A 26,274-nucleotide genomic window follows, 5' to 3' on the forward strand; every position below is an offset into this window, starting at 1 on the left:
GTGGGCACGGAGCGCGCGGCCTGTTTAACCTGGGGCCAATTTCCGATCCACGCGGAATTCGTTTCCCCTTTCAATGAGTAACGGCGGCGGGCTCGATAATATAACCGCTAACCAGTTTTTGTGACGAAAAATGGATGATCCCCACAATCTTCAACGCTTCGTCGATGCTCAGCGGCCCGTGTTCGAGAGCGCTTGCCGTGAACTGCGGCAGGGACGGAAGCAAAGCCACTGGATGTGGTTCATCTTTCCACAGGTCCAGGGCCTGGGCCGCAGCGAAATGGCCCAAAGATTTGCCATCTCTTCCCGTGAAGAAGCCGAAGCATATCTAGCGCACCCCATCCTCGGGCCGCGGTTGCGGGACTGCAGCCGCATTGTCGCCGATCTTAAGGGCCATTCAGTGGAGGATATTTTCGGTTATCCGGACGATATGAAGTTCCGGTCGTCGATGTCCCTGTTCGCGCAGGTCACGGCGAATAATGAAATATTCCAGCAATGCCTGGAAAAATATTTCCAGGGGGAACCCGATCCCGGGACGCTTGCCGCGCTAGTTTCCTTAAACGGTCGATGAGAAGCGCATGGACAGGTCCACTGCCTTGATGTCCTTGGTGAGGCTGCCGATCGAGATCCGGTCCACGCCGGTTTCCGCCACGGCGCGAACGTTGTCGAGCGTAATCCCCCCCGATGCCTCCAGCGCGGCGGCACGGTTGGTCACTCTGGCGTTCAATATCACCGCTTCGCACATTCCGTCGAGGTCGAAGTTGTCCAGCAGCACCAGTTTCGCTCCGGCGTCCAGGGCGGTGTGCAGGTCCTTGAGGGTTTCCACTTCGATCTGGACGAATACCCCGGGCGGCGCAATCTTTCTCGCCGCGCGCAGGGCGGGTGCGATGCCCCCCGCAGCAATGATGTGATTCTCCTTGATGAGTATGCCGTCGTATAAACCCAGCCGATGATTGGTGCCACCGCCGCATCTGACCGCGTACTTTTGCGCCAGCCGCAATCCCGGTAGTGTCTTGCGCGTATCGACGATGACCGCGCCGGTTTTCGCAACCGCGTCGACGTAAAGCCGGGTGCGGGTGGCAACCGCGGAGAGCAACTGCACGAAATTCAGGGCGGTGCGCTCTGCTGTAAGCAGCCCGCGCGCCGGTCCCGTGATCTCGCAAAGTTTCTGTCCGGCGCCGATGGTCTCGCCATCCTGCACGAACCAGCGCACCGCGGCTTGCGGCGCCAGTTGCGTAAAAGCCGCTTCGAACCATCCGGCGCCGCATAACACGGCCGTCTCGCGGCTTATCACCGTCGCGGCCGCGGCCTCATCAGCGGAAAGCAGGGCTGCCGTCAGGTCGCCGGTGCCGATGTCCTCTGCCAGGGCCTGGCTGACGTTTCTCTCGATTTCTGCGGTTAAATCCATGAAGATTCGAGTCTAAGAGGATGCTCGGGCGGACATTCTAATCGAATATGGCCTGTGCAAACCAGTGGCAACCAGCGGGGGCGCAGGGGCGTAGGGGGTAGGGGAGGGGCGTAGGGCGTAATAGGCCGGCCGGTTGCGGCATCATATTGAATCCCTTGCTGACCTTGAAATTCCCGTCTCCGCCCCTAATATAAAACCTATTCAAAACGAACCGGGGGCTTCCTTATGCGTTTCGACAAGTTAACCACCAAATTCCAGCAGGCGCTGGGGGCGGCGCAGAGCATCGCGGTTGGCCTGGATAATCCCTATATCGAGCCCCAGCACTTGCTGCTTGCGCTCTTGCAGCAGGAAGATGGCGGTATTACCTCGCTGTTGCAGCGCGCGGGCGCCAATGTGCCTCCGCTGCGCGATGCGCTGAAGAAAAGTATCGAGCGTCTGCCCAAGGTGGAGGGGACAGGCGGAGAAATCACCGTTTCGCGGGAACTGGGCAATTTGCTCAATCTCGCCGACAAGGAAGCGCAGAAACGGGGCGATCAGTTCATCGCATCGGAGATGTTCCTGCTGGCAGCGATACAGGATAAAGGCGAAACCGGAAATCTGTTGAGGCAGCACGGCGCCAACCGCGCAGCGTTGGAGGAGGCGATCAGCGCGGTCCGCGGGGGCGAGAATGTACGAAGCGCGGAAGCTGAGGGCAGCCGCGAAGCGTTGAAGAAATATACCCTCGACCTGACCGAGCGGGCGCGCATGGGCAAGCTCGACCCCGTTATCGGGCGGGATGACGAGATCCGCCGCACCATCCAGGTGTTGCAGCGGCGCACCAAGAATAATCCCGTCCTGATCGGCGAGCCAGGCGTAGGCAAGACCGCCATCGTGGAAGGCCTGGCGCAGCGGATCATTAATGGCGAAGTGCCCGAGACCCTGAAGGACAAGAAGGTGCTTTCCCTGGATATGGCGGCGTTGCTTGCAGGCGCCAAATACCGCGGCGAGTTCGAGGAACGCCTGAAATCGGTCTTGAAGGAGATCGCGCAGGCCGAAGGCGGCATTATTGTGTTTATCGACGAACTTCATACGATGGTGGGTGCCGGCAAAGCGGAAGGCGCGATCGATGCCGGGAATATGCTTAAACCCGCGCTCGCGCGCGGCGAACTGCACTGTGTGGGGGCGACCACGCTGGACGAGTACCGCAAGTACGTCGAGAAGGATGCGGCGCTGGAGAGGCGCTTCCAGAAGGTGCTGGTGGATGAGCCGTCCGTGGAAGCGACCATCGCCATACTGCGCGGCCTGCAGGAGAAATATGAAGTTCACCATGGGGTGGACATTACCGACCCGGCGATTGTCGCCGCCGCGGAACTGTCTCACCGTTACATCACTGACCGCTTTTTGCCTGACAAGGCGATCGACTTGATCGATGAAGCGGCGGCGCGAATACGCATGGAGATCGACTCAAAGCCGGAAGCATTAGACAAGCTCGACCGTCGATTGATCCAGCTCAAGATCGAACGCGAGGCAATGAAGAAGGAGAAGGATGAAGCGTCGCAAAAGCGCCTGGCCCTCCTGGAAGAGGAAATAGCGAAACTTGAGCGTGAATACGCTGATCTCGAAGAGATCTGGAATGCGGAGAAAGCCCAGGTGCACGGCACCCAGCACATCAAGGAAGAGATGGAGAAGATCAAGCTGGAAATGGAAGCCGCCAAGCGCCAGGGAGACTGGCAGAAGGTTTCAGAGCTGCAATATGGCCGTTTGCCGCAATTGGAAGCGCAGCTGCATTCACAACTCAGCGCAGAGAGCGAACAGCGCGAACAGGGCGCCGAACATAAGCCCAAGCTGTTGCGAACGCAGGTGGGCGCGGAAGAAATCGCCGAGGTGGTGTCGCGCGCGACCGGCATTCCTGTTTCCAAAATGATGCAGGGCGAACGCGAAAAGCTGCTGCATATGGAAGAGAAGCTGCACGAGCGCGTGGTCGGGCAGGATGAAGCCGTGCGCCTGGTGTCCGATGCCATCCGCCGCTCGCGCGCGGGTCTCGCCGATCCCAACCGTCCTTACGGCTCGTTCCTGTTCCTGGGTCCGACCGGGGTGGGCAAGACGGAGTTGTGCAAGGCCCTGGCCGGGTTCCTGTTCGATTCTGAAGACCATCTCATCCGCATCGACATGTCGGAATTCATGGAGAAACATTCGGTAGCCCGCCTGATCGGCGCGCCACCCGGTTATGTCGGATACGAGGAGGGCGGCTACCTGACCGAAGCGGTGCGTCGCAAACCGTATTCGGTGATCCTGCTGGATGAGGTGGAGAAGGCTCATCCCGACGTGTTCAATGTCCTGTTGCAGGTGCTGGATGACGGCCGCATGACCGATGGGCAGGGGCGCACGGTGGATTTCAAGAATACCGTGGTGGTCATGACTTCCAACCTGGGTTCGCAAATGATCCAGCAGATGGCGGGGGACGATTACCAGGTCATCAAGCTGGCGGTGATGGGCGAGGTTAAAACCTATTTCCGCCCCGAGTTCATCAATCGCATCGATGAGGTGGTTGTGTTCCACGCACTGGATGAGAAGAATATCCGCTCCATTGCGCGGATTCAGTTGCAATACCTCGAAGCGCGGCTGGCAAAGCTTGAGATGAAACTTGAGGTCACCGACGCGGCCCTGGATGAAATCGCCCGGGCGGGTTTTGACCCGGTGTTTGGCGCACGTCCGCTAAAGCGCGCGATCCAGTCGCAGATTGAGAATCCGCTGGCAAAGGAAATACTCGAAGGCCGCTTTGGCCCCAAGGAGACGATTACCGTGGACAGCAGGAATGGCGGGATGACGTTCGCTAAATCTTAAATTGTGTGTTGCTTCGGGGTGGCGCGGCTAGTCCCTGGGCCGCGTCTCCCCACCGGCCTACCTCACGCTAAAGGCGTCCGCGCTAATCTTCTTTCGCCGCGCAATGAATCCGACCAGCGCCAAGCCTGCAAGAAAGAGCGCATAAACCTCCGGTTCTGGGACGATTCCGATTGCGATGACCTGTCCCATATTATTGATGCCAGCGGCTGAGGATAAAACCACTCCACCAGGCAGATCAACTAGCGAATTGAGGTCCATCATGCCTGCCCCGTTAGGGCCCGTGATGAATGCATGGGAAATCGGCCGCAGCTCGCAGGCGAAGCAAGTGGCCCCGATGGAGGACGTCCCCACCACCTGCCCGGCGTCGTTGATGCCGGAAGCATAGCTGTAATCATAATAGCTGCCAGGACCGCCCAAAGTGCCGAGGTCTCTCATGCTCTCTCCGGCGGGTCCGGTGATGAAAGCATGGCTAGGCTGGTCAGAAAAAACAGAACCGCCCGCGGAACCCACGACCTGCCCTGCGTCATTGATGCCAGAAGCGCTCGCATCACCACCCAAAGTGTCAAGCTCTCTCATGCCCATTCCGTTGGGGCCTGTCATGAAAGCATGGACGCTGAAGGCTCCCGTGTTTCCATAATAAAATCCCACCGCCTGCCCCGCATCGTTGATGCCACGAGCCTCGTTGTAAGAGCCCGCCACAATACCAAGATCCCTCATACCCATCCCATTGGGGCTTGTGATAAAAGCATGTTGGTTATAACCACCTTGATCAGTCAGACTCATCGACGAACCGACCACCTGCCCCGTGTCGTTGATGCCGAACGCATGGCTGGAAATACTACCACCCAAAGTGCCAAGGTCTCTCATGCCCATCCCATCGGGGCCGGTGATGAAAGCATGGTAGGCGCCTCCTGAAGCCATGCCTCCACCCAGGTAAGAATAACCCACGACCTGGCCGGCGTCGTTAATGCCAAAAGCATCGCTGCTAGTCCCACCTAAGGTGCCAAGGTCTCTCATGCCGATCCCATCGGGGCCGGTGATGAAAGCATGGGTGCCTCCAGCCGTATCAGACGAACCCACCACCTGCCCGCCGTCATTGACGCCGATAGCATAGCTGGAAAGACCACCCAAGGTGCCAATATCAGTTACGGTCTTGCTGTTGAGGTCGACCAGGTATGAATGTCTTGCTTGTGCGGAGGCGCTGGTGGCGAAACCCAGACCAGCAGAAAATGCGGCAGCGAGGATAAAGCCACGGACTTTGAAGGCACGGATGATTTTCATGATGAATCCTTCTCAATTTTCTCGATGAAAGGACGGGACTGCCAAGCTGTCAAAAAGCAATGCAGCGGCTTAGCGTGCTTTAAAGCGCGAATCGTGTCTTTACCTCAACTACAGGCCTACCCCAGGCGAAAAGCTTCCCCACCCATCTTCTTTCGCCGCGCGACAAACCCGACAAGGGCTAGGCCTGCAAGAAAGAGCGCATAAACTTCCGGCTCAGGGATAACTCCAATCGCGATGACCTGCCCGGCGTTATTGATGTCGTAGGCCGAGAATAGAATCGCCCCCTTAGGCAGATGAATCAGGGAATTGAGGTCTATCATGCCTGTGCCGTTGCTGCCGGTAATGAAAGCATGTTGTTGATAAGGGAGGCCGTTTTCCCTAGAAACATAACCCACCACCTGCCCGGCGTCGTTGATATCCAAAGCAGAGGAGACATATGGGCCAGCACCCCCAAAACTACCAAGGTCTCTCATACCCATCCCGTCGGGGCCGGTGATGAAAGCATGGTGAGAGCCGTCAGCCGTGTAAGAATAACCCACCACCTGCCCGGTCTCATTGATGCCCACAGCCTCACCAGTGCCAAGATCCCTCATACCCGTCCCATCAGGGCCGGTTATGAAAGCATGTTGAGCGACTTCAGGTATGGTGGACTGACCCACCACCTGCCCGGTGTTGTTGATGCCAAAAGGCACACTGTAAGAAGTACCGCTCAAAGTGCCAAGGTCTCTCATGCCCATCCCATCGGGGCCGGTGATGAAAGCATGTCGAGCGCCGTCAGCCGTGTAAGAAGTCCCCACCACCTGCCCGACGTCGTTGATGCCGTTAGCAATACTGCTGCCAGTACCGTCCAAAGTGCCAAGGTCCCTCATGCCCATCCCGTTGGGGCCGGTGATGAAAGCATGGGTGCGACCTCCAGCGGTGCTAGAAGCCCCCACCACCTGCCCGGCATCGTTGATGCCAGTAGCAGCGACGTAATCACCGCCCAAAGTGCCAAGTTCTCTCATGCCAACCCCATCGGGGCCGGTGATGAAAGCATGTCGAGTACCGTCGTCCGCGACAAATCCGCCCACCACCTGTCCGGCGTCATTGATGGCACTGGCCCCCCTGGAGTTGGGGGCGTCGCCCAGAGCACCAAACTCGGTAGCCGTCTTGCTGTTGAGGTCGATGAGGTATGCATGTTGTACTTGTGCTAAGGCACTAGTGCCGAAGCCCACACCAGCAGAAAATACTGCTGCGAGGATAAAGCCACGGACTTTGAAGCCAGGTGTAATTTTCATGATGGTTCCTCTCCAGTTTTTTAAACAAAGATGGGGCTACCATGCTGTCGAAACCCAGTACTCCTACTTTAAAGATAGATAAAGGATTGGAATTAACTAGGTGGACGAAATCGAAAGGCCCCTGGAAGGCAACAGCAAAGGTCTTTAGGAAGTTTCTGAGGGAAAGGGCAATCTTCCTCGTTTAAGGCCCCAGTGGCCTTAAACGCGCTGCCCGTTTCTAGGCAAGGTTGTGGGAAGCAGGGGCATCCCGCTACCGCATTCTGTAAGCTATTTGACCAGTACCCGGTTACCCGGCTAAAAGCCTCCCCACTCATCTTCTTTCGCCGCGCGAAGAAACAAGGACCAGGCCGCAAGAAAGAGCGCAGAGATATCCGGCTTCGGGACGATTGGCGATGACTTGACTTGAGTTATTGACGCCGGGAGCTTGCTTGAGAACCAGTTCGCCGGGCAGATCACTAACCGGATTGAGGCCCATCACGGCCTTGATAATTTTCAGTCTCTTATCTATCTTTAGAGCAAGATTATTGTTTTTTACGTATGGCTGTGCATACTTTTGTTGAAAAAAAAGAGGATTCATCATGAAAAATGCCCACAACTTTAAAATCCCCAGCCTTATCCTCGCGGCAGCATTTTTTGTTGGTCTGGGTTTCGGCACCAGTGCCTCTGCCCGACTTTCATATCTCGTCGACCTCAACAGCAAGACGGTATCCTACCTTGGCACCTTGGGCGGTAGTTTCACTGAGGCGTACGGCGTCAACGACGCAGGGCAGGTGGTGGGTTGGTCTTACTCGGCTGACGCTCAGCATGCTTTTATCACCGGTCCCGATGGCCTAGGCATGAGAGATCTTGGCACTTTGGGGGTCGGTGTTGTCAGCCACGCTTATGGCATCAACGACACTGGGCAGGCGGTGGGTTTTTCTTCCACGGCTTACGGTGAGCATGCTTTCATCACCGGCCCCGATGGGATGGGCATGAGGGACCTTGGGACTTTGGGCGGTACTTCCAGCTGGGCTTTCGGCGTCAACGACGCCGGGCAGGTCACAGGTTGGTCTGAGAGGGCCGGAGGCGCTAGACATGCTTTCATCACCGGCCCGGATGGGACGGGCATGAAAGACCTTGGCACTTTGGGCGGGGCTATCAGCATTGCTTCTGGCATCAACGAAGCGGGGCAGGTGGTGGGTTATTCCGACACGGCTGGAGGCTCTCGCCATGCTTTCATCACCGGCCCCAACGGGACGGGCATGAAAGACCTTGGCACTTTGGGTGGGACTATCAGCATTGCTTTTGACATCAACGATGCCGGGCAGGTCATAGGTTGGTCTAGCACGGCTGGAGACGCGAGCCATTATGCTTTCATCACCGGCCCCGATGGAATGGGTATGAGAGATCTTGGCACTTTGGGCGGTGCTGGCACCGATAATTACAGCGAGGCTCTTGGCATCAACAGCGCCGGACAGGTGGTGGGTTATTCTTACACGGCCGGAGGTGATTCGCATGCTTTCATTACCGCCCCCGATGGCGCAGGCATGTCGGATCTTAATTCGGTGGTCCATCTGCCCCCGGGAGTGATTCTAGAGCGAGCCACCAGCATCAATAACGCGGGACAGGTCATCGCCTTCGCCATCCCGGAGCCGGAAATCTCTGCGCTTTTTCTTGCGGGCCTGGCACTGATCGGATTCACTGCGCGGCGTAAGAAGACGAGTGCGATGGCCTTGAACCTAGGGTAGCCCGGTACTGGTCAAATACCTTCGGGTCAAATAACTTCGAACACACTGTAGCGGCAACTGTTGTTTAGCCTCGCGTATCTGAGCAGGTTCGGTCAGGTCGGTCCGACGCTCCTTAGTCATCGCCACTTTTGGCAAAAATCGAGTGTTTTCGGTTTCGGTAGCGTCAAGGCCAGGCGCTGCAGGCTACTTTTCGTCAGCCTTGTCTGCCTTAAGCGCTAAATTCCCTTGGCGCAAATACCCTGCTTCCCACAACCTTGCCGAGAACCAGGCGGCGCGTTTAAAGCCGCCGGAGCGTTAAATGAGGAAGATTGCCCTTTCCCTCAGGAACCCGCTAAATGCCTTTGCTGTTGCCTTCCAGGGGCATCTCGATTTCGTCCACCTTGTTAATGCCAATCCTTTATCTATCTTTAAAGCAAGAGTATTGCGTTTCGACAGCCTGGCAGTTCTATCCTGTTGTTGAAGAAAGACTGAAGAGGATTCATCATGAAAATTACCCCTGGCCTCAAAGTCCATGGCTTTATCCTGGCTGCAGTATTTCTCACTGGTTTTGGTTTCGGCACCAGTGCCTCCGCCCAGTATTATCGTTCATACCTCATCGACCTCAACAGCAAGACGGCAACCGATATTGGCAGCTTGAGCGGTGGTCTTACTGAGGCTCATGGCATCAACGACGCCGGGCAGGTGGTGGGTTGGTCTCGGACGGCCGAAGGCTCTCACCACGCTTTTATCACCGGCCCCAACGGGGTGGGTCTAAGAGACCTTGGCACGCTGCGCGGTCCTCTCAGCCAGGCTCATGGCATCAACGACGCCGGTCAGGTTGCCGGTTATTCTCTGACGACTGGAGGCGACTACCATGCTTTCATCACCGGCCCTAATGGGATGGGCATGCGAGACCTTGGCACTTTGGGCGGTACGGGCTCCATTGACACCAGCTCTGCTAACGGCCTCAACGCCGCCGGACAGGTGGTTGGTTATTCTTGGACGACTGGAGGCGCTTACCATGCTTTCATCACCGGCGCTAACGGGATGGGCATGAGGGACCTTGGCGCGGTCGGTGCTAATGACATCAACAACGCCGGGCAGGTGGTGGGTCAATCTGGGAGCCATGCTTCCCTTACCGGCCCCAACGGGATGGGTATGCGCGACCTTGGCACGTTGGGTGGTGCTTTCAGCCAGGCTTTAGGCATCAACGACACCGGGCAGGTGGTGGGTGAGTCTTACCTCGCTGGAGATACTCTTTCGCATGCATTCATTACCGGCCCCGATGGGATGGGCATGAAAGATCTTGGCACTTTAGGTGGTTTCAACAGCGAGGCTTTCGGCATCAACAACGTCGGACAGGTGGTGGGTTTGGCAGAGACAGCTGAAGGCGTGGCGCATGCTTTCATAACCGGCCCCGGTGGCAGAGGGATGATGGACCTCAATTCGCCGGTTGATGTGCCTGGCGGGGTGATTCTAGCCCAAGCTACCGACATCAACGACGCGGGGCAGGTCATCGCCCTCGCCATCCCGGAGCCGGAAATCTCCGCGCTCTTTCTTGCGGGCCTGGTCCTGATCGGATTCACTTCGCGGCGAAAGAAGATGAGTGTGAGGCCTTAGCCTGGGGTAGCCCTTAACTAGTCAAACACTTTCACTTGCTGTAACGGTAGTTGCTTGGTCAGCCAATCGCCTTGGCTCGCGTAATAGCCTGTAACACCTGCCGTTCATCGGATCTTTGGCAAAATCCAGCATCTTTGCTTTCGGTCAAGGCTAAGTACTGGGAAGGGTCTTGCCAGCTTTGATCCTGCCTTCTCAGCGCTAAATGTCGATGGGTGGGGCAACGTCTCGGCCTAGGCTTTATTAACCGATTTCCAATGCGACTCCTTGTTTTTAGGATGAACTGGTATACAAATAGATGGAGGTTGTGGGGTACTCGAACCGGGCAAATCGCAGAGCATGTGCTCACGGAAAGTCTGGACCACCCGAACAATCTAAGGGAGATATGAAATGAATACGATGAACATGCCAGGATTTACTGCAGAAAAATCTATTTACAGAACGAGTGATCATTATCGTGCGATAGCTAATACTCCCAATGACGTGAGAAGCAGTCGCGAGGTCTTGCCTCAATTACCTATAGGTTTCTGCCAAGCGAATTGTGACCGCATTCAGGATAGTTTTTTAAGAAGCGTTTGTGTACTTCGTTGCTTGGACCAAACAGGTGGAGGCGGAGGAGGTGATGGCGGCGGTCCATTTTGTCGTCCGAGTTGCGGGCGGTGTTTAGCTGACCCAGACTCATTAACAGGCCGATCTAGAACATGCATTAGACGCAATTGCGACGATTACGTGCGCGCCTGCTAGTCGCCAAGAATGTAGACCCGTCTCGGCACAGCAGGAGTTCCATTCCTATATGGTAGGTTCCAACGGCAAGGGACTGACCGAGCTCGGGACACTGGGTGGATTTTCCAGTTTCGCCCATGGCATCAACGACGCCGGGCAGGTGGTGGGGCAGTCCAACACGGCCGCAGGTGCTGACCACACCTTTATCACCGGCCCCAATGGCGCGGGCATGACCGACTTAAACTCGTTGGTGAGTGTGCCGGGCGGAGCTGTTCTAAGCATGGCGACGGGGATCAATAATCATGGGCAAGTCGCCGCCATTAGCGTAATAATCCCCGAACCCGAAACCTATGCCATGCTGTTGGCCGGTCTGGGTCTGCTGGGCTTTATCGCGCGCCACCGCAAGTCTGCTTGAGCAGCGTTTGATGCCGAGCCACAAAGGGGAAGATGCGCCCTCGTTGCTTATTGTTACCGATGCCTGAGGGCCGCTTCCTGCTGGGTGAGATGCTGAACCGTGCAATCCGGTCAGCCGACGTCTTCTTGACGTTATTGGTTGACGTTATTGATGCTGGACCGGTTTGATCCCTTTATTCCCTCCCACATCCAGCCTTATCCTCCAGGCCGCGGGCGTGACTGCAAGACTCGGTTCTTTAAAGACGGCCAGCAGGCGTGCGGGTTGAGTCTTGCTGTTATTTGCGCTGACGCCATGATGATCGCCTGGTAGTTCCGCGAAGTTCTCGCCGGCGCGGTAAACCTTTTCCGGACCGTCATTGACTTTGCTACGAATTTCCCCCTCCAGGACCGTTGCGTAGATGAAAGCCGATTTTGGGTGGGTATGTGCTGGCGATGAGCCACCCGGCTGATATTCGACGAGCACGCCTTTCATGCTCTTGCCGGGCACATTCGGAAGAACGTGATCAAAGACGACCGTTACCTTGGACTTATCAGCAGGCAAGTTATCGGCAGATGTTGCACTCACCGAGAGAACTGCGAGGGCAACTCCGCAGAGAAATCTAGTAAACATCGTGTTCTCCTTCGTTGCTAAAAATTAAACGATACAAATCCACCGCAGGATGCCTTCACCGAATGGTTCTCCAGTGCGTTTATTGTGGTTCGAGGGTGGGGTAGCCTTCGATATATACCCAGCCGGTTTGTTTTGCCGGCACATGGCAGGGAAGACAGCTTTCCAGGTAACCTTTGGATGTATTTATTTTCCGGTTTTCGGCTTCAAACAGCGCCCATCCCCAACCTTCCCCCCAGTTGGCATTGCCTTTGAAACGACCTTTTGTATCCTTGATCATCACAAACCATACGGATATATCGCCTGCCCATACCGCCGGTCCAGTGGTCAACGCACGTGAGTTCATCTTGCGGACTTCCTTTATTAAAACTGCCCCATCGGGAAACTGGCCGGTTTCAAGGAATGCCTTGACTACCTCCGGCTGTGTGTAAACATCGTGGAAACCGTAGCCCGGCGCCTTGGCATCATTAACCGCCCATGAGCCCAAATGACTCCAATGGTGTCTGTGGTTTGCGGGCAGACTAATTTCCCCGGTTTTATTGACATAAGTTGCATAGGTTTTAGTCGCAAGATCACTTGCCTGGGATTGACAGGTAAACAGAACCCCGGTCAAGCCCAGGAATACAGCTAAAAAATAGTTCATTGTATATTTCTCATCATCGAGATTTGATTATTGCGGTTGTTGCTATCTTTCCTTGATTTCATGGTGGGCAGAGTCTCCTGCGATTTGCGCCTTTCCCTCTCCAGTCGCCACCAGGATCAGGCTTCCAATACACAGCCCACCGAGCAAGCTGGAGCCGGAGTTTTACACGGGGTGCGTGGCCGGCGCCTTCAAAAACGCGCGACCAATCCCATCAGGAGCACTTGTCATTCCTTCGGCCGTTAAAAGGTCCACATGAATGCGCTCAACCTTTCCTCCAGCGTTGTGTGTCACTTTCTTGCTGGATGTCACACGGACCGAGTGACCGTCATCAGCTAGCTGCTTCAAAAGGCTGCGGGCCTGCGCGCCCCGAAACCACCTACCACCGAAAATCCGATGCTATTTCATTACATTGCTCTCCTGTTCGGTTGAAATCGTCATGCCTAACGCCTGACTTAAACCGAGCCGAGCAGCGGCTTTGGCTGAATGAACTGCCGGCCATGCTCACGGCTTCACAGGATAACGGCTGGAAGTGGCAATGCGATTCCAGGCATTGATGACTATCGAAAGCCACTCGACAGCCGATATTTCATCCTTTGACAGATTGGCTGCTGCTTGCTCATAGATGGCTTCTGGTACTTGCCCGTCAGAGATCAGTGTTATTGCTTCTACCAGTGCCAATGATGAGCGTTCCTTTTCGGTGAAATACCCACTTTCCCGCCAGGCTGGCAGGACACTTATGCGATCGGTTGACTCGCCACTGGAAAGGGCATCGCGAGTATGCATCCTCACACAGTATGCGCACTGGTTGAGCTGGGATGCACGAAGGCGCAATAGATTTGCAAAGCCAGCCTGAATGTCTGCGGAAGCAACGGCCTCAGCCGACAGCTTCTCAAGGCCCATGACTGCCTGGTAAAGCGCTGGAGCGGATTTACCAAGATTGATTCTTTCTGACATGAAATCTCCTTATCTGTATGTATAACGCCGATGAACAAGCTCACCAACCCGGCCGCGCAACATGCACCATGGCGACAAGCCACCGCCCGCCATCGCCATTCTGCATTTTCAGTTCAGTTATAGATGACGATAAAGAAAAGGCAAGAAGTTAGAGATGTCAGAAATACTTGAAGGCAGCTTTGGCCCAAGGATTCCATTACCGTGGATAGCAGGAATGGGGGAACAACGTTTATTAAATCCTAAGCGATATATGCGAAGGGATGACGCGGCGCCGAGGGGCTTGCGTCATGTTGGCGGCAAGCGCGAAAGAGGCGGGCGGCGCAGGGTAAGCGGTCGAGTCGACCCTCAGTACAAGCTACCCCGAAAGTGAAGAAGAAACATGCTGATCGATCGAGAGCCTAAGTTATGACCGCTGGTCCAAACCATAGCCAATAAAGCAACCAGCCAAAAATTACCAAGATCACGAAGTACTGAGAAAAATTTAGGATATACATAAATGCGACTTTTGTCTTTAACCACGCTTTTACATGCAAACTAAACTTATAATTTTCCGGCATATCGAGTTGAGCCCGCATGTAATCGGCATTAAAATCATTAATAGCTGCTGCTTCATATAGTTTAAGAATCTCATGGTATTCATCTCTAAAACCCGCGTATTGCTCAGGAGTTCCAGATTCCAAAAAGGGATACATTTTTTGCTTCAACTCGCCTAAACGAGACGCACAGGAATACATTCTTTCAGATAGGCTTGAAAAACCATTTTTGTCAATTAGCAGGGAATACACAAGCACTGTTATTGAAGAAAAGACTTGAATTAAAGCGAGATGCCTCGAATGAATATTGACTCCTAAGCTATATGCCTGCATAAGCGCTATAAGAATTAATACTAACGATATAAAGACAATCGTTGCTGTTGACAGTCTTGTGTGTAATTTCAAACGACGAGATGAGTGAAAGCGCATCTTGGATGTGGCGTCAACTTTCTTATAAAGATTTAGTAAATCAGCTTCTTTCTTCAATTTAAGTCCAATATACTTGATTCCAATGGCCACCCCGCCGTTCACTTCGATGGAGCTTAAACGGCGCGTATCAAGCGAGTTTATCGGCGTGGGAGGCTCGACGCCCACAAGGCGAAAGCTCGGCGGTCGTCTCATAGGTACTGTGATTTTAACTAACTCAGCAGTATTTACCAGTGTGACGAGGTACACCAGATAATCAGTGTGGGATTTCAAAAAATGCGGGGGGAAATGCAGCCTACATAAAGAGTGAAAAAGTTTCTTCTTCCCAAATTAGAGAAGAAACATCACAACGAGCGTAGGGAAGACGCCACTGATTTGTAATCAGAAGGTCGAGTTCGAATCTTGGTGTCGGCACCATTGCTATTTGTGTAGACGATATGTAGATACTAGAACGATATCGATGTGAACCTTGAACCCGTAGGTCCTCGGTTCGAGTCGGACATGTTTCCCCCTGTAACGAAAGTCGCACACTCACACAAATCGGACGGATAGTTTTCGCCGAAAGAGAAATTGGAATTTAAAAGCGGTACGCTTCAAACTCCGCTTGACCTGAGCACGGCATGGGCGTGCTAGTCGGGCGAAGGCCGCAAAACGCCCGAAAGGCGATCAGACAGAGATTTGTTTTGAACCCATAACAATTTGATGGGCCCGGAGCTCCGCCTCACGAGCGCGGGCTAAATAATCTAGATTCTCTTTCGGGCCTGCGGTCTTAGCAAGCTCCCGATATCTAGCTGCATAATCCAAAAGTTCTGTAACCGATGTAGAACCCGCAGGATTTATCGGGGGATTCGCGATTGCTCCTCCCTTTATTCTCAACTCGCCTATTTCCGATTTTAGCTTTTCTTTTATTTCTTGATCTTCAATTTTATTCAACTCCTCGTCTCTTTTTGCTCTATCGATCAATTCTCTTTCCCTGCGTGAAAGTATCTCGGACCGAATATTTTCGAGCCCCTGCTTCACTACTAATAAATTATGCTCTGTTCGGGCTTGGACACTATTTTTGAGCTCGGTGGGCTTAATGCATAAATGCAAGAAAAAGTAATTAATCCACGGGTAAGCAACGGAAAATATTCCGGCTGCGATTGCGGGAAGAATGAGAAGAAAAACGAAATCTGTGTTGCTTTCGAAATAAGATATTCGATCTAGAGCACTTTTATTTTCAACAAAAAGATAAAAAATAACCTTCCAATTTATAGCAACGAACGCAAATATGAAATAACCCAAAACAGGGCTTTTTATTCTTGATTCAATTACCTCAAGTATTTCTCTCATAGGCATCCTAGCCCTAACCAATTAAGTTTTCACGGATTTGGATAGTTCCGCTCATTTATTACCTTTTGTGAGGATTTAACATTCACTGTAAAAATATGAGTATCTCTACCATGATGATATTAATATAGAAACGGAGGGTATTATTGAATCTTCCAGCCTATTTCAGTAACAGCGGATCGATTGGCTGCTTCTGGCACGATGCAGCCCCTCATGTTTCTCGAAAGTAGTCATTCCGAAATGTCTACGAAACCGGGTAAGGTCCAGTTCATCGGTTACGTTCTATTCCGCATTTAGCACGGCTCAAGTAAAAATCTCGCAGAATTTCAAAGAGGACTCAACAGCTTTCCATCCCACTCGATAAGCTTGTATTGGAGTCCATCCGTCGCCTCCTTAAAAACAGACTCATTCTCGTCGAATGACGCTGCGATTATGCTTTGCAGATTCGTCTCAGCGCTCAGCAGTTGCAGTAGCGCGTGTTGACTGCTTGACCGCATTGAGTGTTGCCCCGGCTCATCCAGAAGAAGAACTCCTGGATGATTGCCCTTCGTGCTGTGCTGCGCCGATGTCTGATATAGAGCAAGTAGGTAGCTCCAAATAAGTCGCACAAAGTCACTTGCACTTGAGTCCGCCTTGATGTCAGCCTTTGGCACCTTCGTGATGATTTCTCGTAGTTCTAACTGCGACAGGGTCGGCGTCAAATTGTCTAAGCTTATTTTGATTTCGGAGATAGTCGCGCTCTCGTATCCAAACGAACCCGCATTAGCCCGGAACATCTTCTGGAACAGCGAAATGCGCGCTGTGTCGCTCTGGGTATAGGTGTCCTTCGGCAAAGCTTTTCGTGCCGCTTGGTTCTCTGCGAGCCGACCCGCAACACCTTTTAACCGCTCCAAATGTGTAGTCATCTGAATTTCTAGTTTCTCGATAGCGGCGACCTCAAGTTCAATCTGCACTTGGCGACGGACAATGGCACGAGACTCTGATGCACCATTGCTGACGTCACCTCGCAGGGCGTTCCGGTAGTCGTGCTTTGCCGCAACTCTGGTAGCAAGATTGGCCACATCAACCTCCGATTTGCGAACTGCCTCCTGCATCCCAGCGATTTGCCTCTGAAGCATACGGCGTTGACTATCCAAGTAATCGATGTTTGCCTGCAGATCCATCTGGGGGCCAGAGACCATACCCCCCAACAACGTATCGTCGACATGTTGATGACAAGTCGGGCATTGCCCAATCGCAAGCTCTACTGCATGCTGCGCCCCGAGATCACGAAGCTTAGCTGCGGTCTTGTTGCGCTCCAAGTCTTCCTTTGTCTCCATGAGCAAGATCTCGTACTCCAGCAGAGATGCTCGCTGCAGGGTAAGCGACGCTGTCGCCCGCTCGTGCAAGACGCTGAGGTGTTGCAGTTCTTCGCTCATCGTGTCGAGCACCTTGAGAATATGCGCTCCACTGCTACGGCTATAGCCCTCAGCTTGCTGCGTCAGTGCCGTGTGCTCGTTTCGTAGCTGAACAACGTACTCTGAAATTGGCATAGAAGCCCCTTCGATCTGCTTGACCAAGCGAACAAGCGCAGTATCAAACAATGCGCCTGGTCGCCCTTGAATCCCTTCAACGACAACACCCATGCCGGTTACCTCACGCCGCAGTTCGTCGCTAAAAGTGCGCCAGTTAAGGTCGATAGCAACCGCATCCGCATCCAAGCGGTTTCGAAGGACATTAGTTTCAAAGACGCTGAGTCCAAGCAGGAATTGTGTGACCTGCGTGCGAGCGTCACGGATGCCATAGAACGGAATGTTCGCGATGTAGTCCGTCCAGCCGCGCTTCTGCTCAACAGCCAGCGCCGCAAAAATCGTCTGTAGATAAAGCTTGCATTCACCACCGCCCGTTTTTGCCACAGGGGGCAACTCTAGCCCGAGAAAGTTTTCCAAAAAGCGATGGTATCCCTCAAGCTTCATGGCACCTCCGGCATCGTGCAAGTAAGTTGGGGTTGCTGCCCCACGCTCTGCTTTTGTCGTTAAGTGCGCACCTTCGAAAATCTCAACAAGCTTAGTGTCTCTAACTTCATCACGAATGGCACGTCGGAGTGTAACAATGCGGCCAGTGTTGTTCTCGAGCTCAACATAGACCTCAGATGCAACAATATTAATTTGTTGGTTGTTGTATTCGAAGTATTCTTTTACCGCATAGGGGAGAACTTTTTCACCCTTACCTCCGACAAGCTCTTCCATTCCAAGCCCGTACAGCAGACAGTTGAATAGCGTGCTCTTACCACTGGAGTTGCCGCCACGGATAACAGTCAGGCCACGCGCGAATGGAAAATAGAAGCCATAGTCCCCTTTGCTGGTTATGGCGCGAAGCTTGATTGCGCGAATAATCATATTACCTCCCAATCCTTGGCTACCGCTTCGACCATCCCCTCGGTAATGTCCTTACCTATCGATATAAGAATGGCTTTTTCTGAACCAAAGATATCTTTATCTTTAACCACTGCATCCGCGAGTGCTATGCCACGGTCTGTTAACTCATAGCCAGTGGATACTGTCCGCACTAGCCCCTCAGCAATACCATATTTCAGAGCAATGGCAAGCGCTGGGTCAAAACCCCAAGCAGTGACGCGCAACTCCTTCGACTTTGCTGCTTCAATGATGCGTGCGCTACGATCACTGCGCTTGAAAGCCCAGTTGAATAAATGCATGCGGGTCAGGCTGGACTTACCACTTCTGGATGCCATACGAAGCACGAGTAGAAATTGACAAATCTTATACAGTGGCCTGTGATCCGCCATGATCGGAGCAGGCCTACGTTGGAAAAGCAGGCGCATTTTGGCCTCAGTCATAGTCGAGCTCACAAATAGCCAGCCAGCGTGCGACCATATGCCTAGATATCTGACTGGCGTTCGTTTCATCGAGCAGCGGCGAGAGATCACGCACTATCCGTTGCGTCAACTTATCTCGCACAGTTCTTGTTAACTCATCCGCAGTGCCATCCCAAATGGCACTTGTCTCCACAACAAACTTCTCGAACTCGTTGATGAGACGAACAAGCTTGAAATACAAAGTCGGCGCCGTCTCTTGGATTCTCCGAAAGCTGGCGTCGGACTCAAGAAAGCTCTTCAGGGTTTGCTGATTAATTTGATTCACGAGGAAGTCGTACCGTGCCGACGTCTGTTTCGACACGAGTAGTGCTTTGCATTTACGAAGTACATTGTCTTCATAGATCTCTATCTGCTCTGTTAAGGCGGGCAGAACCGAAGGGCTAATGCCAAAATCCAGAGCTTCGCCAGTAGCCGCCTGAATTTCGTTGATTTCGATGAGATAGTGGTCGCGTCGTGCAGATGGACGCGAAAGTTGGGCTGCAGAATACAAAGATTCCAGCTTCTTACTTCTGCCTCTTTTGTTCGCGCATGAGCAAGCAAATCGTTCTTGTTAATTTCTGGTGTAACGAAGTACCAGTCGCTCAACGTAGTGGAGCCAAATCGCCGCTTTAGCTCTGTTTCGTTTTTCTTCAGCTTACATAGATCCCTCGTTATCTTGTTGCGCTGCGCCTCATACAACTCTTGGCTGGTATAGTGTTTATCTGGGCAGTAACACTGAAACCCAATGCCCGTGACCATTGTGAAGCCTTCGAGCCCAAAATCGCCTGGAGATGCTGGTATCGGTTGATAGCCTTCCTTCGCGAATTTTTTCTTGAAGACCTGTTGGCAAAGTGCTTCCCATCCGTCTCCGTCGAAAACACCAAAACTTGTTTTAAACACCGTATTTGCAGTCTATCAATAGCAGGATTTAGTTGGCTCTATCAACGTCAAAGGGGGAAATTTATTTTCGAGAGGGCATGAACGATGAGACTCCGTGCCGGAACCGCACAAAGAGAAACCAGAGAGGCTTGCAGTCATATTATTCCCCAACGACAAACTTGTTGTTTTTGATTAGCCACTGCACATTGCAGCACATTTTTGTTATGGCCGTCGCGCAAGTGATGCACCGCGTGATTTTAGCTAACTCAGCAGTATTTACCAGTGTACCGAGGTACACCAGAGAATCAATATGGTTATTCCGAATTTAGGGATGAAGCAGACGCTCTTAAGTGAGCGGTGCTAAGTGCTGGAATTGGTTTATCGAGTAGCGGACGGATGGACTCAGCGAGAACGGGGCTGGGTCTGTAGCTAAAATGTGCTCTTTATGGCTTGCTCAGCAATGATCTTTAGACGACTAGACGACTAGACGACTAGACGGCTAGACGGCTAGACCGCTAGTTGGCGAGACCAGGAAGGGACAAAAGATGTGAGAGAGTATAGCTTGTGACTTTAAATGGCAGGGTATCCGAAAGGAAGGCCCGTTTTATCTAAAGCACTCCGCTACATCGAACTTGTTTAGCGGTTTTTCAGAGGGTTCTTAGCCACTCCCGAGATGGATATCATGTGGACGCCGTGATCCGGAACTTCACCTGTCCATGCCAATAAAAAATCTGAACCGTCCGCAACCATTTGCGGCACGCCGCTATCCCGTCCGTCACTGATTTCCGCGAGGCGTATCAACCGACCGGATGAGCCATTGGTATACAACTTGCGTAGCACCAGGTGGGATTTCATTGTGCCAGGTCTGGCGCCGCAATCCAGGAAATGACCGCAGTACGGTCATCAATCCAGGATAATCCCACGCGTCCAGACGGGTTCTTCCCATCCACTTCAATTGTCTGGCCGAATCTCTGCCCGCCGTCAGAGGAGAATGCGGCGTTACGCGGGGCCGGTCGCCTTGGGCGGTAAACCACGCAGCGGCAACCTGCATACCGCGCGCACTCCTAGAAGTATGTCGTTTTGATGGAGTTTCCCCTGGTGGTGAATCCGCTAAGCATGTTGTTGCGAGGTAAGCCATTCGTAGCCAACTACACATCGGAGCACGGCGGGGCACGCGCTTCTCGCATATGCCCGTTTTCCTATTGTCGTCACATTCGGGGCCGAGTATGGCCTTGGCCATAGTTAACCCCAAGTAGTATCCTTCACATATGGATATAAAACCTTACCCATCGTTGACTAGATTTATAGATGACCTGCTTGACGCTATTTGCATTGTTGATAGAGAGGGGCGTTTTATCTTTGTCAGTGCCGCATGCGAGCGCATTTTTGGCTACACACCGAAAGAAATGATCGGCAAGGCTATGTTAGAGATGGTGGTACCGGAGGATCGAGCGATAACTCTCCGGGCGGCCAATGAAATCATGTCAGGGCATCCCAAACTTGATTTTGAGAACCGCTATATACGCAAGGACGGACAAGTGGTGCACATTATGTGGTCAGCCCGCTGGCTGGAAGCCGATAAGGTGAGGATTGCTGTTGCTCGAGACGTCACCGAGCGCAAACAGGCTGAAGCACTGCAGGCCGCGCTCTATGCCATTTCTGAAGCCGCGCATAATGCAGAGGATCTACCCTCTTTGTTTCAGCTAATTCATCCAATAATCGGCAAGCTGTTGTCAGCGACTAACTTTTCCGTGGCGATGTACGATGAGAGAAATGATCAGCTGAGCTTTCCCTATTACACCGGTGACTTCCGCGAGGCGTCTGAACCGCAGCAAACAGCCCTAGGTGCTCTCTGCGCAGAAGTCATTCGTACCAGACAGTCCCTGCTGCTGGGACCTGACTCGCTGGCGACCTTTCCCGATGGATCAGGTGCTATCAAGGATAGCAATGTGGTGTACTGGCTGGTCGTCCCGCTCAATTCGCATACGGGTACTATCGGTGCCCTGATTTTGAAAGGCAACCCGGACGGAGCACGCTACACTAGGAAGGACAAGGAACTGGTGCAATTCGTCTCCAGTCAAGTTGCTACTGCTATCGAGCGAAAACAGTTACATGCCCGACTAAAACACATGGCTCAATACGACGGCTTGACCGGCCTACCCAACCGAGCACTTTTATATGATCGCCTGAAAATGGCGCTCGCAAGAACACGACGTGAACAAGGGCAAATGTCAGTGCTCTACCTGGACTTGAACAATTTCAAACAAGTCAATGACTCTTTGGGTCATGCTGCAGGCGATGAGCTGCTGCAAGAGGTTGCCAATCGTCTAAAGCGGTGCCTGCGCGGTTTGGATACGGTCGCGCGCATGGGCGGTGACGAGTTTGTGGTGCTGTTGGAAAACATCCAGATGCCTGAGCACGCCTCGAATATCGCCAAAAAAATCCGCAGTGCTATCAGCCAACCCATCAAAATAAGAGGCCGCAGCTTGTGCATACTGCCCAAGCATAGGAATTGCACTCTACCCTCGGCATGGTGACGAGGCGCAACAACTTCTCAGACATGCTGATGAGGCGATGTATTTGGAGAAAAAGAAGAGTGATAAGGGCCTTGCACAGGGCGTTTATAACGGCGTCCGCACGAAATCGGCATCATAAAAGAGGAGTTTTTTAGAGGTTTCTTAGCCAGTCCCGAGAGACGGATATCATGTGGACGCCATGATCGAGAGCCTCACCTGTCCATGCCAATAAAAAATCTGAACCGTCCGCAACCATTTGCTGCGGCACACCGCTATCTCGTCCGTTACTGATTTCCGTGACGTATCAAACGACCGGATGAGCCATCGGATCGATATACAACTTGCGTAGCATCAGATGGGCTTGGTTAGAACAAGTCGCCAGCTACAACGGTATGTCTGTCACGTTCCGGTGGAAAGAGGCACGGGAGGCTTGCGGAGATTGAGTTTGGAGGAAGGACTAATCAATTGGGCGATCGACGGAATAACTGATTTAAACATCGTCGGGCAGTTCTGCATACACAATTTCCACGTAGCGAGGGGTAAACCCAACACGCACTACCGAGCCAATAGGGACAGGTCGAGTCTGTCCCTATTGTTTTGTACCATTAACGCCGGTTCGATTCTTGTCCGGGGTCGCGGCCCGGACCCATCCGCGAGGCAAATTATTTTCGAGCCTCGCAGTAATAAATCATCGATTCCCGGAAAAACGGAATGGAGTTATCCCGATACGAAGCCCAACTGATCATCTGATCTCGAAGTTGCATCCAGCGGCGCCAGACCCACGGCGGGCCCTCTGTCGTTCGCCCAATATACCTTTGATTCGGGCCAGCCCACGAGGGTTTCTTCATAATGGTAAGGACCGAGTTGCGTGGCGGTGGCATTTGGCAAGCGCTCGATATTGCCTTCGAGGGTCCGCAAATACGTAACATATTTACTCATTCTCAAGTCTCCTGTGGTTGCTCTTACGAAAGTAATTAAATTAAGTGGTGCTCCGCTCCGTACCGCTCCGCTCCGTACCGCGTACCGTACCGCGTACCGTACCGTACAGTACCGTATGGTATACCACTAAGACGATCATGGATAAATTTAGTTCGCAAAAAATTCACATTTTCTTGATGTTTTTTTGACGTAATGTTCGTAAACGTAACTTCGAGCCCAGCCCAGCATTTGCTACCTGATTTCAGCGTCTATGGCGTCCTGGTTGGCTCTTCTGATCTGCCAATTTCGCCGCTCGGCGGATCGGTTCTGCGCGGCTGATTTCCGCTGTTTGGCTGGAATCTTCAATGAAATTTCGAGAGGTATGCTAACCTCGAAAAAAATCAAAGCGCGCTACGCACTACGCATATCAAAATACACTGTAATTTTTATTGATTCGTCGACATTATGGGACGGGCGCATTGCGGGTTGAGCCGTTCACAAACACGCAGTGGCCTAAGGGGGGCGTAATGGCAGTTGAAAATGGTTGTGTAAATCCTGTGTAATTGAGCAAGGAAAATTACACAACTTGCCAGAACTGAAGAGAACCAACCGACATACGTCGGGCGGAATCGAGCCGCCGCTGCTTGGCCATGATTTCTAGACGGCTAGTTGGCGAGATTAGGAAGTGATATGAGATGTGGGAGAGTATAGCTTGTGACTAAAAATGGCAGGGAATCCGAAAGCAAGGCCCCTTTTTTCTAAAACCCTTCTACATCGAACTTTTTTAGAGATTTCTTAGAGGTTTCTTAGCCAGTCCCGGGAGACGGATATCATGTGGACGCCATGATCCGGAGCTTCACCTGTCCATGCCAATAAGAAATTTGAACCGTCCGCAACCATTTGCGGCACGCCGCTATCTCGTCCGGCACTGATTTCCGCGAGGCGTATCATCCGACCGGATGAGCCATCGGTATACAACTTGCGTAGCACCAGGTGGGATTTCATGGTTGCCAGGTCTGGCGCCGTAATCCAGGAAATGACTGCGGTACGGTTATCAATCCAGGCGAGTCCAACGCGTCCAGTCGGGTTCTTGCCATCCACTTCAATTGTCTGGCCGAAACTCTGCCCGCCGTCAGAGGAGAATGCGGCGTTCACGCGGGGGCGATCACCTTGGGCGGTAAACCACGCAGCGGCAACTTGCATGCCGTGGGCACTCAACATGGGGCCGTTGACCGGGCACCCATCAATTTCCCATCCCTCATTACCCAGCGGTGCAGGTGCTGACCATTTATCAGCAAGCAAACGCGCTACCCGGTGATCGCGGATTTCGTTTTCCGTGCGGCCACGCCAGGCTGCAACTGGACCGACTGGTGTTACGGATACTGTTGTCCAGCAGCAAGTGCATGTACTGCTGTCGATGATCTGCTCGCTATCCATCCTGCCGTCGCGATGAATGTGTGCATAGCGTAAAGTGAAAGCCGATTTGCCACCGCCATTCCGCTTGCGCCGATCGCGTCCATCCAGCCAGATCACGCCGGCACTGTCATTCACGGGGAATATCGTGGCAAAACCATATTGCGCCGCGGTAGCGCCGCGATAGGGTGGACGGGGAGCACTCCACGTTATGCCGGCATCCCGGGAAATGGATATGGCGATATCGTAGTGATAGACGTTCTCGCCTTCCTTATTGATTAGCCAATGCGCCACCCAAAAGGACTCGTCAATGGGTACCACAGACGGAAAATCGCTCCAGTTGACGAACCAGTCATTACCGCGCGCGGCTTCGCCCTTGTGGATCCATCGTCCATCGCGCAATACGCCATACTTGAGAGCATGGCCGTCGGCAACCGGTTCTACCCAGCTCATCAATATGCCCCCAGCAGGGAGCACGGCAAAGTGAGGGGACTGAGCGCCGAGGGCCGCAGGGTTTGCAATATTCCGTATTTTTGCTGCCGGCTGGGCCGCCTGGCCCAAGGTGGCGGTTGCCATTAGTAAACCTAGAATAGCTGTGATATGCAAGCTGTAGGTCACTTATCACCACCCGCAAGCTAGTGTAGGGAAGCCAAGCCAAAGCATAGTGCGAAAGCGTCGATTTGAGAATGCGGCAAATTGCCGCGCGGCATTTTGTCGCACCCCGCTATCCATCTGTGCATCCAATCGTTCGCATGGAGTGGAGACATCGTGCCGGCGCGTGAGTCGACCAGCCTCCATTACCAAAAACTGCAACCTCATCGACGCTCGGAGATATACAAAAATACTATCTTCAAAGGAAATACGGGACGCGGTGGTATATGGTCAAAGATGTATCATCTGGCGAGACACGGCGGCGCACCATATGATTAACCCCTTGTCACACTGCCCCCTTCAGGGGAGGGAGGATTTATTATGGATGAAAAGACTACCAGTTACCGACACAAAGTACTCGCGCTGGTGTTCGTATTACTGCTCAGCCGCAGCCTCTCCAACGATGTCCAGGCGTCTGAGTCTGAGTTTAACGACGCGGAGGTAGATGCAATTGAGGACTCAGTAAGAAGTTGGTGTCCGAAAGGATCTTCAGCACCAACCTACGACGCATACCCCGGAACCGCCCCATACCCGGAACGGGCCGCCGGCCCTGGCGATGAGTGGAGCGAGACGTTCAATGAATACGCGGATAATGAAATAGTTGAGTGTGCTTCCGGCAAATCGCTCCGGCCACACCTTGATGTTAGCTCTCAGTGCCTGCGCAAGCAGACCATCAGCGACGGCCGCACGGGATATGCAGCCTCGGTCGAACACGCATTGCTCGATTTACCCCGGGGTTTGGAGTACCGAAAAATTCGCGCGGTGACGTTCAGCCTCGACCCGCATGGAAAGCGCGTGCTCTGGACGAACCAGGAGCACAGAATTCGGCTCTATCTCAGTTCGCTAGACAAGCAGGAGCCAGGGGAGGAAAGCGATCAAGGGATGTCGATGTACGCCCGGTACAGAACTACAAATGATCACTATGTGGCGTCGTTAAAAACCGATGGGGGGATGTTCATCAAACAAAAGCTTTGTAAGGATAATAACTACATCCTTCTGAAGGACGATACGTTCGGGAGCCCCGTCAGCACCAAAAACTGGTACAACCTCGTTTTCCGCGCTGAAGACGTGAAACATCCCGCCACCGGCGCGCCGGGGGTGAAGTTGACGTTCACCGTCACCCGTCCGTCGGATGACTATAAGAAGACCCTGACCACCACTCACTACGCCCGTAGTCGTTTTCCCAATGGCACAGGTGGCTTTCGGACCGACTTCATCCGGGGTTACGTAGATGACTGGCGCGTAAGGTTCTGATGGATTGAATAGTGCTTTTAGCGTCCCCCCTACCGTGGAATTCGTAAGATG

Annotated in this window: 24 protein-coding genes; 8 read left to right on the top strand and 16 right to left on the bottom strand. The window is 53.1% G+C overall.

The genetic code is table 11. The features are described 5' to 3' along the window. Positions 1–130 precede the first annotated feature (130 nt). The gene (locus C8R31_RS04555; protein WP_107692899.1) at positions 131–568 is read left to right on the top strand and encodes a DUF1810 domain-containing protein; all 438 of its coding nucleotides are present in this window, start codon (positions 131–133) and stop codon (positions 566–568) included. Here the strand turns inward: C8R31_RS04555 and nadC are convergent. After that, a complete protein-coding gene (gene nadC / locus C8R31_RS04560) occupies positions 554–1,405 on the bottom strand; it encodes a carboxylating nicotinate-nucleotide diphosphorylase (protein WP_107692900.1) in 852 nt (283 codons plus the stop codon). The two genes, C8R31_RS04555 and nadC, sit on opposite strands and share 15 nt — an antisense overlap. Positions 1,406–1,630: 225 nt before the next feature. On the opposite strand from nadC, the gene clpB reads away from it, so the two are divergent. Continuing rightward, positions 1,631–4,228: an ATP-dependent chaperone ClpB gene (gene clpB, locus C8R31_RS04565; RefSeq protein ID WP_107692901.1), complete on the top strand. Its 2,598-nt coding sequence runs from the start codon at positions 1,631–1,633 to the stop codon at positions 4,226–4,228. Between the two features lie 57 nt (positions 4,229–4,285). Here clpB and C8R31_RS04570 read toward each other — a convergent pair whose 3' ends face one another. The 3 genes from C8R31_RS04570 to C8R31_RS04580 form a co-directional block, all read right to left on the bottom strand. Next, entirely contained in the window at positions 4,286–5,509 is a 1,224-nt protein-coding gene (locus tag C8R31_RS04570; RefSeq protein ID WP_107692902.1) for an HAF repeat-containing PEP-CTERM protein, read from the bottom strand. Between the two features lie 116 nt (positions 5,510–5,625). Next, complete coding sequence (locus tag C8R31_RS04575) at positions 5,626–6,786, bottom strand: HAF repeat-containing PEP-CTERM protein (RefSeq protein ID WP_107692903.1); 1,161 nt, start codon at positions 6,784–6,786, stop codon at positions 5,626–5,628. Between the two features lie 310 nt (positions 6,787–7,096). Next, positions 7,097–7,366, bottom strand: coding sequence for a hypothetical protein (locus C8R31_RS04580; RefSeq protein ID WP_107692904.1), 270 nt, complete (start codon positions 7,364–7,366; stop codon positions 7,097–7,099). On the opposite strand from C8R31_RS04580, the gene C8R31_RS04585 reads away from it, so the two are divergent. The 3 genes from C8R31_RS04585 (at position 7,365) to C8R31_RS16455 (ending at position 11,247) form a co-directional block, all read left to right on the top strand. Next, positions 7,365–8,513: an HAF repeat-containing PEP-CTERM protein gene (locus tag C8R31_RS04585; RefSeq protein ID WP_107692905.1), complete on the top strand. Its 1,149-nt coding sequence runs from the start codon at positions 7,365–7,367 to the stop codon at positions 8,511–8,513. The genes C8R31_RS04580 and C8R31_RS04585 overlap by 2 nt on opposite strands. A 483-nt stretch (positions 8,514–8,996) precedes the next feature. After that, positions 8,997–10,112, top strand: a complete 1,116-nt coding sequence (locus C8R31_RS04590; protein ID WP_107692906.1) for an HAF repeat-containing PEP-CTERM protein — start codon at positions 8,997–8,999, stop codon at positions 10,110–10,112. Positions 10,113–10,902: 790 nt separating this feature from the next. Further along, entirely contained in the window at positions 10,903–11,247 is a 345-nt protein-coding gene (locus C8R31_RS16455; RefSeq protein ID WP_107692907.1) for a PEP-CTERM sorting domain-containing protein, read from the top strand. Between the two features lie 144 nt (positions 11,248–11,391). On the opposite strand, the gene C8R31_RS04600 is transcribed toward C8R31_RS16455, so the two are convergent. The 10 genes from C8R31_RS04600 to C8R31_RS04640 form a co-directional block, all read right to left on the bottom strand. Next, positions 11,392–11,856, bottom strand: coding sequence for a cupin domain-containing protein (locus C8R31_RS04600; RefSeq protein ID WP_258192544.1), 465 nt, complete (start codon positions 11,854–11,856; stop codon positions 11,392–11,394). 79 nt (positions 11,857–11,935) lie between these two features. Next, the gene (locus C8R31_RS04605; protein WP_107692908.1) at positions 11,936–12,496 is read right to left on the bottom strand and encodes a cytochrome P460 family protein; all 561 of its coding nucleotides are present in this window, start codon (positions 12,494–12,496) and stop codon (positions 11,936–11,938) included. 501 nt (positions 12,497–12,997) lie between these two features. Then, on the bottom strand, positions 12,998–13,450 hold the full coding sequence (locus C8R31_RS04610; RefSeq protein ID WP_107692909.1) for a carboxymuconolactone decarboxylase family protein: 453 nt from the start codon (positions 13,448–13,450) through the stop codon (positions 12,998–13,000). A gap of 398 nt (positions 13,451–13,848) precedes the next feature. Continuing rightward, positions 13,849–14,658, bottom strand: a complete 810-nt coding sequence (locus C8R31_RS04615; RefSeq protein WP_219907447.1) for an SLATT domain-containing protein — start codon at positions 14,656–14,658, stop codon at positions 13,849–13,851. A 417-nt stretch (positions 14,659–15,075) separates the two neighbouring features. Further along, the gene (locus tag C8R31_RS04620; protein WP_107692910.1) at positions 15,076–15,741 is read right to left on the bottom strand and encodes a hypothetical protein; all 666 of its coding nucleotides are present in this window, start codon (positions 15,739–15,741) and stop codon (positions 15,076–15,078) included. A 323-nt stretch (positions 15,742–16,064) separates the two neighbouring features. Beyond that, positions 16,065–18,116, bottom strand: coding sequence for an AAA family ATPase (locus tag C8R31_RS04625; protein ID WP_107692911.1), 2,052 nt, complete (start codon positions 18,114–18,116; stop codon positions 16,065–16,067). Further along, the gene (locus C8R31_RS04630; protein WP_107692912.1) at positions 18,113–18,574 is read right to left on the bottom strand and encodes a hypothetical protein; all 462 of its coding nucleotides are present in this window, start codon (positions 18,572–18,574) and stop codon (positions 18,113–18,115) included. The genes C8R31_RS04625 and C8R31_RS04630 overlap by 4 nt, the downstream gene beginning before the upstream one ends. Next, positions 18,567–18,878, bottom strand: coding sequence for a hypothetical protein (locus tag C8R31_RS16170; RefSeq protein ID WP_219907448.1), 312 nt, complete (start codon positions 18,876–18,878; stop codon positions 18,567–18,569). Before C8R31_RS16170 ends, C8R31_RS04630 begins: the two co-directional genes overlap by 8 nt. Before the next feature lie 92 nt (positions 18,879–18,970). Next, positions 18,971–19,492 (bottom strand): hypothetical protein, encoded by a 522-nt coding sequence (locus tag C8R31_RS16175; RefSeq protein ID WP_219907449.1) that lies wholly within the window; start codon positions 19,490–19,492, stop codon positions 18,971–18,973. A gap of 615 nt (positions 19,493–20,107) precedes the next feature. Next, positions 20,108–20,326, bottom strand: coding sequence for a hypothetical protein (locus C8R31_RS04640; RefSeq protein WP_107692913.1), 219 nt, complete (start codon positions 20,324–20,326; stop codon positions 20,108–20,110). Between the two features lie 413 nt (positions 20,327–20,739). Between C8R31_RS04640 and C8R31_RS04645 the strand changes: the two genes are divergently transcribed. After that, positions 20,740–22,008, top strand: coding sequence for a bifunctional diguanylate cyclase/phosphodiesterase (locus tag C8R31_RS04645; RefSeq protein ID WP_258192545.1), 1,269 nt, complete (start codon positions 20,740–20,742; stop codon positions 22,006–22,008). Next, positions 21,983–22,126, top strand: a complete 144-nt coding sequence (locus tag C8R31_RS16460; protein WP_258192616.1) for a hypothetical protein — start codon at positions 21,983–21,985, stop codon at positions 22,124–22,126. Before C8R31_RS04645 ends, C8R31_RS16460 begins: the two co-directional genes overlap by 26 nt. 578 nt (positions 22,127–22,704) lie before the next feature. Here C8R31_RS16460 and C8R31_RS04650 read toward each other — a convergent pair. Next, a complete protein-coding gene (locus tag C8R31_RS04650) occupies positions 22,705–22,926 on the bottom strand; it encodes a hypothetical protein (protein ID WP_107692914.1) in 222 nt (73 codons plus the stop codon). 774 nt (positions 22,927–23,700) lie between these two features. Next, positions 23,701–24,894 (bottom strand): hypothetical protein, encoded by a 1,194-nt coding sequence (locus C8R31_RS04660; RefSeq protein WP_107692916.1) that lies wholly within the window; start codon positions 24,892–24,894, stop codon positions 23,701–23,703. Between the two features lie 396 nt (positions 24,895–25,290). On the opposite strand from C8R31_RS04660, the gene C8R31_RS04665 reads away from it, so the two are divergent. Beyond that, positions 25,291–26,223, top strand: coding sequence for a hypothetical protein (locus C8R31_RS04665; protein WP_107692917.1), 933 nt, complete (start codon positions 25,291–25,293; stop codon positions 26,221–26,223). The last annotated feature ends 51 nt before the right edge of the window (positions 26,224–26,274 follow it).

Origin of the sequence: Nitrosospira sp. Nsp2 (assembly GCF_003050965.1) — a bacterium.
Classification (GTDB): Bacteria; Pseudomonadota; Gammaproteobacteria; order Burkholderiales; family Nitrosomonadaceae; genus Nitrosospira.

Excerpts from the sequence above, each read along its gene's own strand:
- C8R31_RS04575 (WP_107692903.1), bottom strand. The coding sequence starts at position 6,786 with ATGAAAATTACACCTGGCTTCAAAGTCCGTGGCTTTATCCTCGCAGCA.
- C8R31_RS04625 (WP_107692911.1), bottom strand. The coding sequence starts at position 18,116 with ATGATTATTCGCGCAATCAAGCTTCGCGCCATAACCAGCAAAGGGGAC.
- C8R31_RS04650 (WP_107692914.1), bottom strand. The coding sequence starts at position 22,926 with ATGAGTAAATATGTTACGTATTTGCGGACCCTCGAAGGCAATATCGAG.
- C8R31_RS04620 (WP_107692910.1), bottom strand. The coding sequence starts at position 15,741 with ATGAGAGAAATACTTGAGGTAATTGAATCAAGAATAAAAAGCCCTGTT.
- C8R31_RS04585 (WP_107692905.1), top strand. The coding sequence starts at position 7,365 with ATGAAAAATGCCCACAACTTTAAAATCCCCAGCCTTATCCTCGCGGCA.
- C8R31_RS04555 (WP_107692899.1), top strand. The coding sequence starts at position 131 with ATGGATGATCCCCACAATCTTCAACGCTTCGTCGATGCTCAGCGGCCC.
- C8R31_RS04665 (WP_107692917.1), top strand. The coding sequence starts at position 25,291 with ATGGATGAAAAGACTACCAGTTACCGACACAAAGTACTCGCGCTGGTG.
- clpB (WP_107692901.1), top strand. The coding sequence starts at position 1,631 with ATGCGTTTCGACAAGTTAACCACCAAATTCCAGCAGGCGCTGGGGGCG.
- C8R31_RS04590 (WP_107692906.1), top strand. The coding sequence starts at position 8,997 with ATGAAAATTACCCCTGGCCTCAAAGTCCATGGCTTTATCCTGGCTGCA.
- nadC (WP_107692900.1), bottom strand. The coding sequence starts at position 1,405 with ATGGATTTAACCGCAGAAATCGAGAGAAACGTCAGCCAGGCCCTGGCA.
- C8R31_RS04605 (WP_107692908.1), bottom strand. The coding sequence starts at position 12,496 with ATGAACTATTTTTTAGCTGTATTCCTGGGCTTGACCGGGGTTCTGTTT.
- C8R31_RS04610 (WP_107692909.1), bottom strand. The coding sequence starts at position 13,450 with ATGTCAGAAAGAATCAATCTTGGTAAATCCGCTCCAGCGCTTTACCAG.
- C8R31_RS16455 (WP_107692907.1), top strand. The coding sequence starts at position 10,903 with ATGGTAGGTTCCAACGGCAAGGGACTGACCGAGCTCGGGACACTGGGT.
- C8R31_RS04660 (WP_107692916.1), bottom strand. The coding sequence starts at position 24,894 with ATGGCAACCGCCACCTTGGGCCAGGCGGCCCAGCCGGCAGCAAAAATA.
- C8R31_RS04640 (WP_107692913.1), bottom strand. The coding sequence starts at position 20,326 with ATGAAATCCCACCTGGTGCTACGCAAGTTGTATACCAATGGCTCATCC.
- C8R31_RS04580 (WP_107692904.1), bottom strand. The coding sequence starts at position 7,366 with ATGATGAATCCTCTTTTTTTTCAACAAAAGTATGCACAGCCATACGTA.
- C8R31_RS04570 (WP_107692902.1), bottom strand. The coding sequence starts at position 5,509 with ATGAAAATCATCCGTGCCTTCAAAGTCCGTGGCTTTATCCTCGCTGCC.
- C8R31_RS04630 (WP_107692912.1), bottom strand. The coding sequence starts at position 18,574 with ATGACTGAGGCCAAAATGCGCCTGCTTTTCCAACGTAGGCCTGCTCCG.
- C8R31_RS04645 (WP_258192545.1), top strand. The coding sequence starts at position 20,740 with ATGGATATAAAACCTTACCCATCGTTGACTAGATTTATAGATGACCTG.
- C8R31_RS04600 (WP_258192544.1), bottom strand. The coding sequence starts at position 11,856 with ATGTTTACTAGATTTCTCTGCGGAGTTGCCCTCGCAGTTCTCTCGGTG.